15 protein-coding genes and 2 pseudogenes are annotated in these 13827 nt (G+C 63.9%); 7 read left to right on the forward strand and 10 right to left on the reverse strand.

Annotated elements, in window-relative coordinates; translation table 11 throughout:
• Together AUC71_RS07620 and AUC71_RS07625 are read right to left on the reverse strand one after the other, a co-directional pair.
• A partial coding sequence (locus AUC71_RS07620; RefSeq protein ID WP_141701532.1) for a hypothetical protein occupies positions 1 to 348 on the reverse strand: 348 nt, incomplete at its 3' end.
• Positions 349 to 494: 146 nt separating this feature from the next.
• Positions 495 to 1493 (reverse strand): adenosine kinase, encoded by a 999-nt coding sequence (locus tag AUC71_RS07625; RefSeq protein ID WP_069623789.1) that lies wholly within the window; start codon positions 1491 to 1493, stop codon positions 495 to 497.
• 107 nt (positions 1494 to 1600) lie between these two features.
• On the opposite strand from AUC71_RS07625, the gene AUC71_RS22260 reads away from it, so the two are divergent.
• Both AUC71_RS22260 and AUC71_RS22265 read left to right on the forward strand, forming a co-directional pair.
• A complete protein-coding gene (locus tag AUC71_RS22260; protein ID WP_069623790.1) occupies positions 1601 to 1837 on the forward strand; it encodes a hypothetical protein in 237 nt (78 codons plus the stop codon).
• Positions 1774 to 2196, forward strand: a pseudogene (locus AUC71_RS22265) (EI24 domain-containing protein); the annotation flags it as partial. The gene AUC71_RS22260 and the pseudogene AUC71_RS22265, both read left to right, overlap by 64 nt.
• Positions 2197 to 2307: 111 nt before the next feature.
• On the opposite strand, the gene AUC71_RS18625 reads toward AUC71_RS22265, so the two are convergent.
• Both AUC71_RS18625 and nth read right to left on the reverse strand, forming a co-directional pair.
• On the reverse strand, positions 2308 to 2511 hold the full coding sequence (locus tag AUC71_RS18625; RefSeq protein WP_141701533.1) for a hypothetical protein: 204 nt from the start codon (positions 2509 to 2511) through the stop codon (positions 2308 to 2310).
• Positions 2512 to 2616: 105 nt separating this feature from the next.
• Complete coding sequence (gene nth / locus AUC71_RS07640; protein ID WP_425283366.1) at positions 2617 to 3360, reverse strand: endonuclease III; 744 nt, start codon at positions 3358 to 3360, stop codon at positions 2617 to 2619.
• A gap of 41 nt (positions 3361 to 3401) precedes the next feature.
• Between nth and AUC71_RS07645 the strand changes: the two genes are divergently transcribed.
• Positions 3402 to 3911 carry a DUF2244 domain-containing protein gene (locus AUC71_RS07645; protein ID WP_069623792.1) on the forward strand — a complete coding sequence of 170 codons (510 nt, stop codon included), beginning with the start codon at positions 3402 to 3404 and terminating at the stop codon, positions 3909 to 3911.
• Here the strand turns inward: AUC71_RS07645 and AUC71_RS07650 are convergent.
• Both AUC71_RS07650 and dapB read right to left on the reverse strand, forming a co-directional pair.
• Entirely contained in the window at positions 3908 to 4561 is a 654-nt protein-coding gene (locus AUC71_RS07650; RefSeq protein ID WP_069623793.1) for a 2,3-bisphosphoglycerate-dependent phosphoglycerate mutase, read from the reverse strand. The two genes, AUC71_RS07645 and AUC71_RS07650, sit on opposite strands and share 4 nt — an antisense overlap.
• A gap of 211 nt (positions 4562 to 4772) precedes the next feature.
• Positions 4773 to 5570 (reverse strand): 4-hydroxy-tetrahydrodipicolinate reductase, encoded by a 798-nt coding sequence (gene dapB / locus AUC71_RS07655; protein WP_069623794.1) that lies wholly within the window; start codon positions 5568 to 5570, stop codon positions 4773 to 4775.
• Positions 5571 to 5831: 261 nt separating this feature from the next.
• Between dapB and AUC71_RS07660 the strand changes: the two genes are divergently transcribed.
• Both AUC71_RS07660 and AUC71_RS20215 read left to right on the forward strand, forming a co-directional pair.
• Complete coding sequence (locus tag AUC71_RS07660) at positions 5832 to 6278, forward strand: hypothetical protein (protein WP_141701534.1); 447 nt, start codon at positions 5832 to 5834, stop codon at positions 6276 to 6278.
• Positions 6279 to 6379: 101 nt separating this feature from the next.
• Complete coding sequence (locus AUC71_RS20215) at positions 6380 to 7261, forward strand: SH3 domain-containing protein (RefSeq protein ID WP_204376667.1); 882 nt, start codon at positions 6380 to 6382, stop codon at positions 7259 to 7261.
• Positions 7262 to 8090: 829 nt separating this feature from the next.
• Here AUC71_RS20215 and AUC71_RS20220 read toward each other — a convergent pair.
• The 4 genes and pseudogenes from AUC71_RS20220 to typA form a co-directional block, all read right to left on the reverse strand.
• Positions 8091 to 9787 (reverse strand): annotated as a pseudogene (locus tag AUC71_RS20220) (putative bifunctional diguanylate cyclase/phosphodiesterase).
• A 170-nt stretch (positions 9788 to 9957) separates the two neighbouring features.
• Positions 9958 to 10182 (reverse strand): hypothetical protein, encoded by a 225-nt coding sequence (locus AUC71_RS18630; protein ID WP_141701535.1) that lies wholly within the window; start codon positions 10180 to 10182, stop codon positions 9958 to 9960.
• A gap of 98 nt (positions 10183 to 10280) precedes the next feature.
• Positions 10281 to 10787 carry a GNAT family N-acetyltransferase gene (locus tag AUC71_RS07680; RefSeq protein ID WP_069623797.1) on the reverse strand — a complete coding sequence of 169 codons (507 nt, stop codon included), beginning with the start codon at positions 10785 to 10787 and terminating at the stop codon, positions 10281 to 10283.
• A 67-nt stretch (positions 10788 to 10854) separates the two neighbouring features.
• Positions 10855 to 12678, reverse strand: coding sequence for a translational GTPase TypA (gene typA / locus AUC71_RS07685; RefSeq protein WP_069623798.1), 1824 nt, complete (start codon positions 12676 to 12678; stop codon positions 10855 to 10857).
• A gap of 123 nt (positions 12679 to 12801) precedes the next feature.
• Between typA and AUC71_RS07690 the strand changes: the two genes are divergently transcribed.
• Positions 12802 to 13308 carry a pyridoxamine 5'-phosphate oxidase family protein gene (locus AUC71_RS07690; protein ID WP_069623799.1) on the forward strand — a complete coding sequence of 169 codons (507 nt, stop codon included), beginning with the start codon at positions 12802 to 12804 and terminating at the stop codon, positions 13306 to 13308.
• Positions 13309 to 13439: 131 nt separating this feature from the next.
• Entirely contained in the window at positions 13440 to 13763 is a 324-nt protein-coding gene (locus AUC71_RS07695) for a pyridoxamine 5'-phosphate oxidase family protein (protein ID WP_069623800.1), read from the forward strand.
• Positions 13764 to 13827: the final 64 nt, after the last annotated feature.

Here is a 13827-nt window from a genome sequence, read left to right on the forward strand (position 1 = left end):
CCTGGCACTTTGTCGTGTGATCGTCCTCGACGTTGGACCAGAACGCCTTGACCAACCCGAAACGCGGAAGCCGCCCCAATAGCCGAGCGCGGTCTCTAGGCCGCCCCCGGTCGCGCCACCGAAATCGAGCCAGTCGTTATGAGAGTTGGTCTGCCGCTGAAGCGAGCCGTTGGCGCTGCGCTTGTAGGTGAAGTTGATGTCGGGGAGCGACAAGAACTGGACGCCGCCGCCGACCCAGACCGTCGTGCCGGCGAATGTCGTGGTGGTAAAGTCCTGCGCCGAAGCGGGCTGCGCCAGAATGGCGGCTCCCAGCAGCGTCGCGGCAACCACAGTTGATGATCTCAGCATCGATAAGCCCCCAAAAGCGCGCATCTTCGATTTGTGGATAAGATAGCAGGGGAATCACCCGCCCAGGGAGCTATCTCTTGAGTTCACAATAAGATTTCGGCCTTGCGTGACAGATCGGCCACAACGGCTCGACGGGGCTTCATCCGCTAATTCAGCAGTCCGCGCGCGGCCGCGAGCTTGGCCAGGCTCGACTCCGGCCGGGCCCCAATGTGGGAGATCACCTCCGCCGCCGCCAGGCTGCCCAGGCGGCCGCAGGTCTCCACGGGGAGCCCCTGGGTGAGCCCGAAGAGGAAGCCGGCCGCATAAAGATCGCCGGCGCCGGTGGCATCCAGCACCTTGGAGACCGGATCGGCCGGAATTTCCGTTGTTTCTCCTGCACCTAGGATCATCGAGCCGTCTTCGGAGCGGGTCAGGACGGCCAGTTCGCAGTCCTGAAGCGCCGCATCCGCCGCCTCGTCGAAGGAATTGACCTCATAAAGCGTGGTGATCTCCTTTTCGTTGGCGAAGACGATATCGGCGTCCTCTGAGACCAATTTCCGGAAATCGTCGCGATGGCGTTCCACGCAGAACGGATCGGACAGCGTCAGCGCCACCTTGGCGCCAGCCGCCTTGGCGCGCTTGGCGGCCTCGCGGAAGGCGGATTTGGCCGCGTCCTTGTCGAAGAGATAGCCCTCCAGATAGACGATCTTGGCGCCTTCGATCAGATCCGGATCGAGGTCGCCTGGGGCGAAATCCACGCTCGCGCCGAGAAAGGTGTTCATGGTGCGCTCGCCGTCGGGCGTGACCAGGACGAGGCAGCGGGCCGTGGGCGCGCCGTCTTCGGCCGGGTCGGTGGTGTAGGCGATGCCGAGCGAGCGGATGTCGTGACGAAAGATGCCGCCGAACTGATCGGCCGCGACGCGGCCGATAAAGCCGCATTTGGCACCGAAGGAGGCGAGCCCGGCGATGGAGTTGGCGACGGAGCCGCCGGAGCGCTCGGTGGCCGGCCCCATGGCCTCGTAGAGCTTCGCCGCCTCGTCCGCATCGATCAGGCGCATGAATCCCTTGTCGAGATCGTGCTTCGACAGAAAGCCGTCGTCGCAGCGAGCAATGATGTCGACGATGGCGTTGCCGATGCCGACGACGTCGTAAATCTTCTCAGCCATTTTTCGCGGGTCTCCCGTTCTCGTTCAAGTCTGGAGAGCCGTCCGGCCCTGGCGTCACGGGCTGAGGCCACTATATTCGCCAGGCCGAAAGCTCAGGGACAACGTTCATGCTCGCCGCCGCAGGTCAAGCCTTCGAGGAACTCTTCTCGCCGCCGTTTCGCTCGGTGTTGCTGAAATGCGTAGGCTTCACCATCGCGTTGCTCGCGGGACTGATCGTCGCGGTGGAGTGGTCGTTCACGCATTTCGTCGCCTGGCCGGGATGGATCGAGACCACGATTCAATGGCTTGGCGGCCTGGCGCTGGTCGCGGCGTCGATCTTTCTGATACCGCCGGTGCGTCGCTGATCGCCGGGCTTTATCTCGACGACATCGCCGCCAAGGTCGAACAGGCCAATTTCCCGCACGATCCGCCCGGACGCGAACTGCCGATCGCGCGCTCGATCTTTCTCGCCATCAAGTTCTTCCTGGTGGTTCTGGTGGTGAACTTGATCGCGCTGTTTCTGCTGCTCATTCCCGGTGTGAACCTCATCGCGTTCTACGTGGGCAACGGCTATCTGCTGGGGCGTGAATATTTCGAGCTTGCGGCCATGCGCCATGTCAGCGCGGCGGAAGCGAAGCGCATCCGAAAAGCCAACCGGCTGACGGTGCTGACATGCGGGCTGCTCATCGCCGCACTCGCGTCCGTGCCCATCTTGAATTTGGTCACGCCGCTGTTCGCAACGGGGTTCATGGTGCGGATGTGGAAACGGATCGCGGCGAAGTCCGGCGTGAGGCTCGCACGCCCGGCGCCGCCTGATCCGATTTTTCCGAAGAGGTTAGTTGGCGGTGGCCACGGGGACGGCCACAGCGCCAATGGCGGCGCCGGCAAGTCCTCCGATCGGACCGCCGAGCAGGAGCCCGGTGCCGCCGCCGACAGCAGCGCCGCTCGCGACTTTCTGCGTGGTGGTGCAGCCCATGAGGCACGCCACGATCAAGGCCCCGGCCATGGCGGCCGGTACGAAGGCTGGTACGCGTCTCACAAATTCCCCCTTCCCGCGACGTGCGGGTCCCTGAGGGGAGAATGGCGGAAAAGCCCTAATGAAGGGTTGAGGACGCCCTCGCCACACGTCCGCCAGGCTGCCGGCTCAAGCCGAGGCCGGGGTCTTCGGAGCCGGCGTCTTGGGTGCAGGCGTCTTGGGCTTGAAGACGCAGATATCGTTGACGATACAGCGCCAGCACTCGGGCTTGCGGGCCTTGCACACATAGCGGCCATGCAGGATGAGCCAGTGGTGGCAGTTGTGCTTGTAGCGCTCCGGCACCACCCGGTTCAGGGTCTCCTCGACCTTGAGGGGCGTCTTGCCGGGTGCGAGCCCCGTCCGGTTCGACACCCGGAAGATATGGGTGTCGATGGCGATGGTCGCCTCGCCAAAGGCGACATTCAGCACGACATTGGCCGTCTTGCGGCCGACGCCAGGGAGGCTCTCCAGCTCTTCGCGCGAGCAGGGGACCTCACCGCCATGCTCCTCGACGAGCTTGTTGGACAGCGCGACGACATTCTTGGCCTTGTTTCGGTAGAGCCCGATGGTCTTGATCTTGTCGCTGACGCCCTGCTCGCCGAGCGCGACCATCTTCGCAGGCGTATCGGCCAGAGCGAACAGCGCAGGCGTGGCGCGGTTGACGGACGTGTCGGTGGCTTGTGCCGACAACACGACGGCGACGAGCAGGGTGAACGGGTCGCGATATTCCAGCTCCGTCTTTGGGTGGGGGTCGTGCGCCTCGAAGCGCGCGAACATCTCGCCGATCTCAGCCTCGGTGAGCTTCGATCCCGGCGCCTTTCTGGCTCTGCCCGGCACTTTCGCCGGCTTCGCGCGTTTGGCTTGAACGGTCACAGACCCTTGTCACCCCCGAGGAACGTATTAGCTTCACTGCTATGGCAGAGCCATCCCCCGCTCCACAAGGTGCCGCTAACGGCGACCCCCAGTTCAGCGCCGTGCTGACGCCGAACCGCTCGCTCGGGCCGAGAGGGTTCCTGGTATTCATGGCGGCGATCAGCACGGCCTCGTTCGCCACCGGCCTGATGTTCTACTTGATGGGCGCTTGGCCGGTGATGGGCTTCATGGGCCTCGACGTCCTGCTGGTCTATATCGCCTTCCGCGTCAATTTCCGCGCCTTGCGCCTCTATGAGACGGTGGACCTCACAGAAGACGCGCTGACGGTGACCCGCGTTGCGCCGAGCGGCCGCGCGCAGTCGTGGCGCTTCAATCCCTATTGGGTCCGGCTCAATCTCGATGAGCGAGTGGGGCGTACCTCGGAGCTGTCGATCGCCAGCCACGGCGAGCGGCTCGTATTCGCGAGCTTCCTGACCGATCCCGAGCGGGAGGACTTCGCCGGTGCGCTGAAGGAGGCACTGCGCGAGGTGCGCTTGCCGCGCACGGCCTAAGCCGCGAGGTTGCGCTTCTCCACCAGGGTGCCGTCGGCCTTGACGCGGTAGATCACCGGCGTGGCGGTGGCGATGGAATAGTCCTGCACCTCTTCCGGCGTGAGCTTGTCGAGCTCCATGATGAGCGAGCGGAGCGAGTTGCCGTGGGCGACGACGATCACGTTCTTCCCCGCCTGCAGCTCGGGCACGATCCACCGGTCGAAGAAGGGGCAGACGCGCGCGGCGGTGTCTTTCAGCGACTCGCCGCCGGGCGGGGCGATGTCGTAGGAGCGCTGCCAGACATGCACCTGGTCGGCGCCGAAGCGCTTGCGGGCCTCTTCCTTGTTGATGCCGACAAGCTGGCCGTAGTCGCGCTCGTTCAAGGCCGCGGCCTTGACCGTGGGCAGCTTTCCCTGACCGAGCTCTCCGAGGATGATGTCGAGGGTGTTGTGGGCGCGCTTTAGCGTCGAGGCAAAGGCGCTGTCGAAGACGAGCCCCTCTTCCTTGAGCAGCAGTCCGGCCCGGTGGGCTTCGGCCTCGCCCTCCTCGCTCAGCCCCACATCTTTCCAGCCGGTGAACATGTTGAGCCGGTTCCACTCGCTCTGTCCGTGGCGGACGAGCACCAGCACGTTGTCGGATTTCCGCGGCTTTTCGCTTGTTTTTTGGAGCATTTCCCTTGGAAGGCGCCCTGTCATCGCGTGTCCCGTCGGCCGAAGCGGGCCTTATTGGCCCTTCTTCGTCGCGCGCCAATATAGGCGAGGAAAGTTAAGAGCCAGCGTCAGCATCGCCCCTCTTTTGGGCCACTTTCCGACTGTGCGGAACGGTTTTAGGCGGTTCGGCATGATCTTGCCAATGGTGATGCCCCAGATATCAACCAGCCCGTCACAATCCGAGCACGTCGGCCATGGAATAGAGGCCAGGCGGCTTGCCTCGGGCCCACAGCGCGGCGCGGACGGCCCCTCGGGCGAAGATGCCGCGGTCAGACGCGATATGGGCGAGCTCGATGCGCTCGCCGGGTCCGGCGAAGATCACCCGGTGCTCGCCGACCACGTCGCCGCCCCGGAGCGCGGCGAAGCCGATATCGCCCTCCCGGCGTGGGCCGGTGTCCCCGTCCCTGGTCCTGACGCTCTTTTCGGCGAGCGCGACTGAGCGCCCCTTGGCGGCGGCATCACCCAGCATCAGCGAAGTGCCCGAAGGGGCGTCGCGCTTATGGCGGTGATGCATCTCCAGGATCTCGATGTCGAATTCGGGGCCGAGAGTTTCGGCCACGCGTGCGGTGAGCGCGGCCATGAGGTTCACGCCCATGCTCATATTACCGGCCTTGACGATGGTGGCGTGGCGGGCGGCCGCGTCGAGCTTGGCGAGATCGTCGTCGGAAAAGCCCGTGGTGCCGATCACATGGACGATCCGGGCTTGCGCCGCGAGGGCGGCGAACTCGACCGTGGCCTTGGGCAGCGTGAAGTCGAGCACCCCGTCAATGCCGGCAAACAGCGACAGCGCATCGTCGGTGATGGGAACGCCAAGCGGCTCGAGGCCTGCGACCTCACCGATATCCTTGCCAAGCGCGGGCGAGCCCTTGGTCTCCAGTCCGCCGGCAACCTCGCAGCCTGGCGTCTCGGCCAGCGCCCGGGTCAGCGCCTGACCCATGCGCCCGGCCGCGCCCAGAACCGCGATCCTCATGTCACTCATGGCGAACCAGCCACCTTTACTGCGATGAAGCCTCTGCCGTGATAAAAGGGCCGCTCCATGTCCCCGCGTGGTTCTAGGACGGCGCGAGGCCGCTCACAAGTGTTGCAACCGTCGCAAAGCGCAAGCCTGATATGGATCAAATCAGATGATAGGCGCACGCCATTGCGCTTTCGGCCTGGCCCTCGTGCTCCTCTCGTCCGCGGCCTCGGCCAAAACGATCAAGAGCGTCTACACGCCGCTGGCGCTGAAAGGGTGCGAGAACGTCACGCCGCCGGAGCCGCCGAGTATGGCGGCGTGTTCCGCTGCGAGGGCCTTGGCGGCCTGGACGTGCGCGTGGCCGAGGGGGACTTGCGCATGTTCGTCTCCTATGGCCCCGACGCCGCCGCGCAGACTGCGGCACAGCAGACCGTGCCCGCCTTCAACACGACCGGCGAAACGCTCGAATGGCGGCTGGCGGATGGCGCCCCGTTCGCGACGATTTTGCGCTTCCACTGGGATTCTGACGGCGCCAAGGGCTCGACGCTGGTTGTCACCAAGCTTGGCGAGACGGACACCTGTCACGTGGCCCATATCCAAGCGGCCGGAAACCCAGACGCCAACACCTTGGCGCGCGAGATCGCCGACGCTCAGGCGCCCGGTTTCGATTGCCAGCGGGACCGCTTGAGGACCTACGGCCCGGACGGCAAGCAGACAGACTAGGTTTTTCAACACCTTAGCGGTGACCTTCGGCGCCCACTATTACATCTTCAGGTTGTATAGTAAATTTGCTCTCCAATTGCGTTACTGGGGAGGGCGAGGCCATGCCGAAAGCCGAGGACATCAAGTGGTTCAAGAAGCAGTTCCATACAGAGATCGAGAAGGCCGTCGCGGGTACGCCGTTTGACCTCGATTTGCTGACTGCCCTGGCTTGCCAGGAGACGGGTTACATCTGGCAGACCCTGCGGAAGAAGACTGGGTTCAGCACAAGGAAAATTCTCGCGCTTTGCGTTGGCGATACTCTCGATTCAAACAAGGGCAGGCGGGCGTTTCCGAGGACGAAGGGAGACTTGGTCGCGGCCAAGAACGGCCAAGCGATGTTCGAGATTGCTCGGCAAGCTCTCATCGACATGGCAGCCCATATCCCGGGCTACAAAGCAGCGGCACGAAACTCGAGCAAGTTCTGCCACGGCTTCGGCATTTGGCAGTACGACTTGCAGTTCTTCAAGGTCGACCCTGATTATTTTCTCAAGAAGCGCTACGAGGACCTCAACGGCACCCTCGGCAAAGCGGTTGAAGAGCTGAAGTCTGCTCAGAAGAGGGCAGGCTACGGCAAGATGAGGACGCTCACCGACCTCGAAATGGCCCACGTCGCCATTGCCTACAACGCCGGCCGATTCATTCCGAAGCGTGGTCTGAAGCAAGGTCATCGGGACAGCTCTGGCCGCTACTACGGCGAGTTCATCTTCGACTATCTTCGATTGTCGAGGACCGTGCCGACTCCCGGCGGGGCGCCTGAAATTTCACCGCCACCCGTAGGCAACGCGATTGTCCCGCCACCGACGCCCGTCGAGGCCAGTGGCGAAATGCTCATCGTCGATACGCGAGAGTCGCCTCTGCGGCTGCGCAGCGAGCCAAAGATCTCCCGACCCTCGGGCGCGAACGTATTGGGCACCTTCCCGACGGCCATCCCGTGCGCGCAGTGACCGGACGGGCGAGCAGAGGCTTCCGCGAAGTGGAAACCGATCTCGCGGGCGCGAACCTCAGGGGCTTTGCCTTTGCGGAGTTTCTAAAACCCGCTCCCTCCGCAACCAAGATACCGACCACCATCCCTGAGGAGCTGCCGCCCCCGACGGCGTGATCGCGGTCACCATGCCGCGCAAGGCCGGTACTGTGACCAAGCGTACCGGCATCGCCGATGCGCATTCATTGAACGAGAAGGAGCAACCGGGACGAAAGGGCACGACTCCTGCGGACCTAATTGCCGAGCTCGACGCGATCATTGACTGGCTTGCGGTCGATAAGACGTCTCACAAGCGGTATAAGCCGCGGAGCGGACTCACGTTCTGCAATATCTACACACATGACTTCTGCCATCTTGCGGGGGCCTATCTGCCACGGGTGTGGTGGACACAAAAGGCGGTGATCGATCTCACGAAAGGCAAGGCCGTTCGGCCCCTCATCGGAAACACAATTTTCGAGATGCGTGCGAACGATCTCTTTCGCTGGCTACGCGATTTTGGTCCCGCTTTCGGTTGGCGGCAGACCGGAACACTGAGCAAGCTGCAACAGAACGCCAACCAGGGAGGCCTCGGTCTTATCGTGGCGCGGCGAAAGATCGAGGGACGATCAGGCCATATCGTGATGGTTGTTCCCGAATCGTCCGTCAGAAAAGCACGCCGCAACACCGCAGGAGAGGTCATCGCGCCAGTGCAGAGTCAGGCCGGCTCAAGAAACTTCCGACGGAGCACCGGAGGGCTCAACTGGTGGAGACACGATGCTTCGCGGAGAGCGCGTTCTGGATTCACAGCTAGACTAAGCGACGAGGGGCCGGTCGAGCGGCGGCGGCGCGTCGCGCGATGTGTCGCTTTCGTCGTCCTCCGTGATCTCAGCCTCTGGCCGGCCGTAATAGTAGCCCTGCACCTGATCGCAGCCCCACTTCCTGAGCATGGCGGCTTGACCTTCGGTCTCCACGCCTTCGGCCGTGATGGTGACGTGCAGCGATTGGCCGAGGCGACGATGCTCGACACGATGGCGCTCGTCTGTGGGCTGGTCCCTAACGTGTCGATGAAAGAGCGGTCGATCTTGATCTTTTTGACAGGAAAACGCGTGAGGTAGGAGAGGCTGGAATAGCCGGTGCCGAAATCGTCCATGGCGATGGAGACGCCGAGCTGATCGAGCCGGGTCAGGGTCTCGATGACCGATTCGGTGTTCTGCAGGATGATGCCCTCGGTGATCTCGAGCTCGAGACGGTCGGGCTCGAGCCCTGTCTCGGCCAGCACGCGACGCACCAGGCTGTAGACATCCTGGGTCTTGAACTGAGCGGGCGAGAGGTTGACGGCGAGCTTGATATCGAGCGGCCACGTGGTGGCGTAGGCGCACGCCGTTCTCAGGATCCATTCGCCGAGCGGCACCATCAGGCCCGTCTCTTCGGCGATCGGAATGAACGTGGCGGGCGAAATCTCGCCCTCGGAGGGATGCCACCAGCGGACCAGGGCCTCGTAGCCGGTCAACTTGCCGTTCTCCAAACCGAATTGCGGCTGATAGTCGAGATAGAGCTGGTTCTTGCGCAAGGCGCTGCGGAGATCGCTCTCCAGACGGCGGCGTTTCTGGAGCGCCGCATCCATGGCCGGCTCGAAGAAGCGGAAGGTGTTGCGGCCGTCTTCCTTGGCGCGATAAAGCGCGAGATCGGCGTTCTTCAGCAGTGCGTCGTTCGGCTCGGTGTCGAGGGGGCCCAGGGCAATGCCGATGCTGGCCGAGGTTGTGACCTCATGGCCGTTCACCTGGTAACCGGCGCCCAGCGCATTGCAGAGGCGGCGGGCAAGCCGCATGGCATCCTCGGGCGTCTCGATCTCCTCAGCGACGATGGCGAACTCGTCACCGCCAAGCCTGCCGACGAGATCGACCTCTCGAATATTTTCCTTCAGGCGCGCGGCGACCTCCTCCAGCAACGCATCGCCGGTGGCATGGCCGAGCGTGTCGTTCACTTGCTTGAAGCGGTCGAGGTCGAGACAGAACACCGCGACGATGTTGCCGTGGCGCTTGGCGCGCGCGACCGCACGGTCAAGATGCTGCCGGAATTGCACCCGATTGGGCAGGCCGGTGAGAGAATCGTGCAAGGCCAGGAAGTGGATCCTGTCCTCGGCGTGCCAGCGTTCACGGATGCGCCGCGAGGCGATGGCCGCCGGCACGGAGAAGCCTATGACAATGAGGAGGCTCGTGGTCAGCGTCGCCACGGTAAGCGCCATGCTGGTGAGCGAAGCGGCGGCGGTCTGGTCGACGGCGAAGGCATAGACGCGCGAAATCTTGCCGTCTTGCGAGACGGGCACGAAGGCCATGCGCAAATGGTCTTGGCCGGAAAGATCGGCAAGCTCGATGGTATCGTCGCGGACCGCGTTGGCGAGCGCCGTTCCGGCGCCGCTTTCGAGAATGTCCGATAGGGCGCTGGGTGAGAGGCCGCCGCCGACAGCCAATGTCTGGCCCGTCGGCGTCATTACGGCAAAACCGTCCATTTGGCTGACGAACTCGCTACTCTTCTCGTCGAGATTGCTGAGGAACCAGCCGCGTGTGAGCCGATTGAACCCGTCGACCAGCGCGAAGCCGTCCCCGCTAAAGCTTGGGCGCGCGGGGAGCGTGATCGCCGCCTGAGCACCGGACGCCAGCTCATCGAGTGCCGCGGCGTTCAAGACTTGGATGTCGGGCGTGGCGCCGTCTGCGGCGTCACTTTGCGGACTGCGCAACTGCGCGTCGATCTTTTCGCTCCAGGCAAGCGCCGCTTCGCGGCGTCCCGGCCGAGAACGTAGTCGATGGTCGATCGGCCCGACAGGACGCCGGCAATAACGGTAAAGAGACCCAAGGTCACCAGACCGGCCATGATCCAACGGTCGCGCGCGCCAACCTCTGTCATTTTTTCCAGAATCCCATTGCCCATTTGGAGGTCGCGACCTTAGGGAAAGGTCGTTAAGGCGCACCCAACGCTTGCGGTAAACAAGGTCTTAAGAGCCCTCAAGCCCAGGCGAAGGCGATCTTGCGCAGCGTGGTGTCGCCGAAGCTCTCCGCCCCTTCGGCGATGGGCTTGCCTCCGAGGCGGAGATAGAAGCCGCAGGCCGCCTCGTTGTCAGCGAGGGCCCACACCAGAAGGCCTTTGATGCGCATCTCGCCGAGCCGCAAGCGGGCGCCGTCGAACAGCTTGGTGCCGAGTCCGAGGCCTTGATAGGTGGGGTGCAGATACAGCTCGAAGATCTCGCCTTGATAGGGCGTGCGCGACATCCTGCAGCGGCCGAACGTTACATATCCCGCCGCCTCGCCGCGGAAGTCGAGCACCAGCAGCGGCGCGCGCTTGTGCAGGCTCTGCTGCCACCAGCGCAAGTTGCGCCGTGCGAGCATGCGCTCGAGAGACAGATGCGGGATGATGCCCTGATAGGCGCCGCGCCAAGCGTCCTCGTAAGCCGATGCGAGGGCGGGTGCGTCCTTGGGCCGTGCCGGCCTGATGTGAGCAACATCGACGGACATAATGGGAGCCTAGCGCAGGATCGATGCGCCGGGCAAAGGGGACGTTGGCGTTATCCAGCCCTTCGGCTTACGCCACCGCTTCGGCGCGCTGGCGCTCGGCCTTCTTGCGCTCGTTCGGATCGAGATGCCGCTTGCGCAAGCGAATCGATTTTGGCGTGACCTCGACCAACTCGTCGTCCTCGATATAGGCCAGTGCCTTCTCCAGAACCATGCGCAATGGCGGGGTCAGGCGCACCGCCTCGTCTTTCGAAGTGGTGCGGATATTCGTGAGCTTCTTGCCCTTGAGCACATTCACCTCGAGATCGTTGCCGCGGCTGTGCTCGCCCACGATCATGCCGCGATAGACGCGGGTGCCGGGGTCGATCATCATCGGCCCGCGGTCCTCCAGATTGAACAGCGCATAAGCCACCGCGTCGCCCTGGTCGGTGGAGATCAGCACGCCGTTGCGCCGCCCCTGGATCGGACCTTTGTGCGGGGCGTAACTGTGAAACAAGCGGTTCATGATGCCGGTGCCGCGCGTGTCGGTGAGAAGCTCGCCCTGATAGCCAATGAGGCCGCGGGTCGGCGCGTGGAACACGAGACGCTGGCGTCCGCCTCCGGACGGCTTCATCTCGACCAGATCCGCCTTGCGCTCGGACAGCTTCTGCACGACGGCGCCGGAGTGCTCTTCGTCGAGGTCGATGACGACCTCCTCGATGGGCTCGAGAAGCTGGCCGGTCTCGTCCCGGGTGAGCAGAACCCTCGGCCTCGAGACCGAGAGCTCGAAGCCTTCGCGGCGCATGGTCTCGATCAAAATGCCGAGCTGGAGCTCGCCACGCCCGGCGACCTCCATGGAGTCGCGCTCCTCGGACTCGGAAACCTTCAAGGCCACATTCCCTTCGGCCTCGCGCAACAGCCGGTCGCGGATCATGCGGCCGGTGACCTTGGAGCCTTCGGTGCCGGCGAGCGGCGAGTCGTTGACACGGAAGGTCATGGAAAGCGTAGGTGGATCAATAGGTTGCGCTGGAAGCGGGGTGTCGACCTCAGGCGCGCAAATGGTATGGGCGACGGTGGCGCTGGGCAGCCCGGCGAGCGAGACGATGTCGCCGGCGGACGCTTGGTCGAGGCTGGCGCGCTCGAGGGCGCGAAAGGCGAGCACCTTGGACACGCGGCCCTGCTCGACGACGGCGCCCTTGTGGTCGAGCACTTTCACCATCTCGTTCGGCCTGATCGTGCCTGAGGTGATGCGCCCGGTAACGATGCGGCCGAGATAGGGATTGGCTTCGAGGATCGTGCCGATCAGCCGGAAGGGACCGTCCTCGATGGTCGGCGGCGCCACGTGGCGCAGCACAAGATCGAAGAGCGGCAGCATTGCCTGATCCTTTGGACCTGACGCGCTTTCGGCCATCCAGCCTTCCTTGGCCGAGCCATACAGAATCGGAAAGTCGAGCTGCTCCTCGCTGGCATCGAGCGCGGCGAACAGGTCGAAGACCTCGTTCAGCACCTCGTCTGGGCGGGCGTCGGGACGGTCGACCTTGTTGATCACGACGATAGGCTTGAGGCCCATCTTGAGGGCCTTCGACACGACGAACTTGGTCTGCGGCAGCGGACCCTCGGCGGCGTCCACCAGCACCAGCGCGCCGTCCACCATGTTGAGGATGCGCTCGACCTCGCCGCCGAAATCCGCATGGCCCGGCGTGTCGACGATGTTGATCCGGGTGCCGTTCCAGACGACCGAGGTCTTGGCAAGGATGGTGATGCCCCGCTCGCGCTCCAGGTCGTTCGAGTCCATGGCGCGCTCGTCCACGCGCTGATTGTCGCGGAATGAGCCGGACTGCTGGAGCAGGCGGTCGACCAGGGTCGTTTTCCCATGATCGACATGGGCAATGATGGCGATATTGCGAAGCTGCATGTTCGGAGGTGTCTTTCGGCCGCGAAGCGGCGGTTGTTGCGGCGCAATATAGTGATTTTCCGTTCGGGCGCAATGAGCGCTCTAAGCGGGGAACGTCCGGCCCGCGCGGGGCGTTGGCGCTGTATGACCGAGCGTGGAATAGCCCATCTGGACCGCATCTGGGAGGTCATCGGCAAGGCCGGCATCTGCATGATGACGACCCACTTCCCGGATGGCTTGCGCGCCCGCCCCATGGAGGCGCGGGCGGAGCCTGAGACCGACGCCATCTGGTTCCTCACCGACCGGCGCGGGCTCAAGGACGAGGAGATCGAGGCCTGCCCGGAAGTGTGCCTGACCTTCTTTCACGCACCGGAAAAGGTCTATCTATCGCTCACGGGCGACGCGTCGGTGTGCCGCGATCCCGAGCGCGCCCATGCCCTATGGAACAAGAAGCAAGAGGCCTGGTGGGACGGCCCCGACGACCCCAACCTCCTTGTCCTCCGTGTGGGCCTCAAGCGGGCGGAGATGTGGGACGGGCCGGCAAACTCGGCCGTCGCCGCTCACGAGTTCGCCAAGGCGCGAATGACGGGCGAGAAGCCCAACCTTGGCGAAAAGCGCAAAGTCACCGCCGATATGGGTAACGGGCCGTGAGCTTGCCCGAAGGCCACAACTCAGGGCTGTTTCCCGAAGCCAAACGTTCACCACAAGACACGAGATCGCGGGACTTTTGTGCGGGCGATCCTTCAGGGTGATTCCCTGTCACACACGGGGTGTCATTTCCAATGGCCAAGAACGAAAAAGAAAATATCGATCGGATCTGGGAAGTCGTCGAGAAGGCGCGCGTCTGCATGATGGCGACCCAGTTCAGCGACGGGTTGCGCGTGCGGCCCATGGAGGCTCTGCCCGAGCGCGACGAGAACGTGATCTGCTTCATCACGGACCGGCGCGGTTTGCGGGAGCACCAGATCGAAGTCTCGCCCGAGGTCTATCTCACCTTCGTCTACCCCAATGAGAATGTGTACCTGGCGCTGACCGGCGAAGCGTTCGTGGTCAACGACGCCGACTGCGCCGAGCGGCTTGGAGCCGCCAGCAGGACGGCTGGCTGAGCGGACCCGACGACCCCAACCTGATGATCATCCGCGTCGAGCTGTGGCGGGCGGAGATGTGGGA

The organism is Methyloceanibacter marginalis (assembly GCF_001723295.1).
Lineage (GTDB): Bacteria > Pseudomonadota > Alphaproteobacteria > Rhizobiales > Methyloligellaceae > Methyloceanibacter > Methyloceanibacter marginalis.

Excerpts from the sequence above, each read along its gene's own strand:
- AUC71_RS07625 (WP_069623789.1), bottom strand. The coding sequence starts at position 1,493 with ATGGCTGAGAAGATTTACGACGTCGTCGGCATCGGCAACGCCATCGTC.
- AUC71_RS22260 (WP_069623790.1), top strand. The coding sequence starts at position 1,601 with ATGCTCGCCGCCGCAGGTCAAGCCTTCGAGGAACTCTTCTCGCCGCCG.
- AUC71_RS07645 (WP_069623792.1), top strand. The coding sequence starts at position 3,402 with ATGGCAGAGCCATCCCCCGCTCCACAAGGTGCCGCTAACGGCGACCCC.
- AUC71_RS07650 (WP_069623793.1), bottom strand. The coding sequence starts at position 4,561 with ATGCTCCAAAAAACAAGCGAAAAGCCGCGGAAATCCGACAACGTGCTG.
- dapB (WP_069623794.1), bottom strand. The coding sequence starts at position 5,570 with ATGAGGATCGCGGTTCTGGGCGCGGCCGGGCGCATGGGTCAGGCGCTG.
- AUC71_RS20215 (WP_204376667.1), top strand. The coding sequence starts at position 6,380 with ATGCCGAAAGCCGAGGACATCAAGTGGTTCAAGAAGCAGTTCCATACA.
- AUC71_RS18630 (WP_141701535.1), bottom strand. The coding sequence starts at position 10,182 with ATGACAGAGGTTGGCGCGCGCGACCGTTGGATCATGGCCGGTCTGGTG.
- AUC71_RS07680 (WP_069623797.1), bottom strand. The coding sequence starts at position 10,787 with ATGTCCGTCGATGTTGCTCACATCAGGCCGGCACGGCCCAAGGACGCA.
- typA (WP_069623798.1), bottom strand. The coding sequence starts at position 12,678 with ATGCAGCTTCGCAATATCGCCATCATTGCCCATGTCGATCATGGGAAA.
- AUC71_RS07690 (WP_069623799.1), top strand. The coding sequence starts at position 12,802 with ATGACCGAGCGTGGAATAGCCCATCTGGACCGCATCTGGGAGGTCATC.
- AUC71_RS07695 (WP_069623800.1), top strand. The coding sequence starts at position 13,440 with ATGGCCAAGAACGAAAAAGAAAATATCGATCGGATCTGGGAAGTCGTC.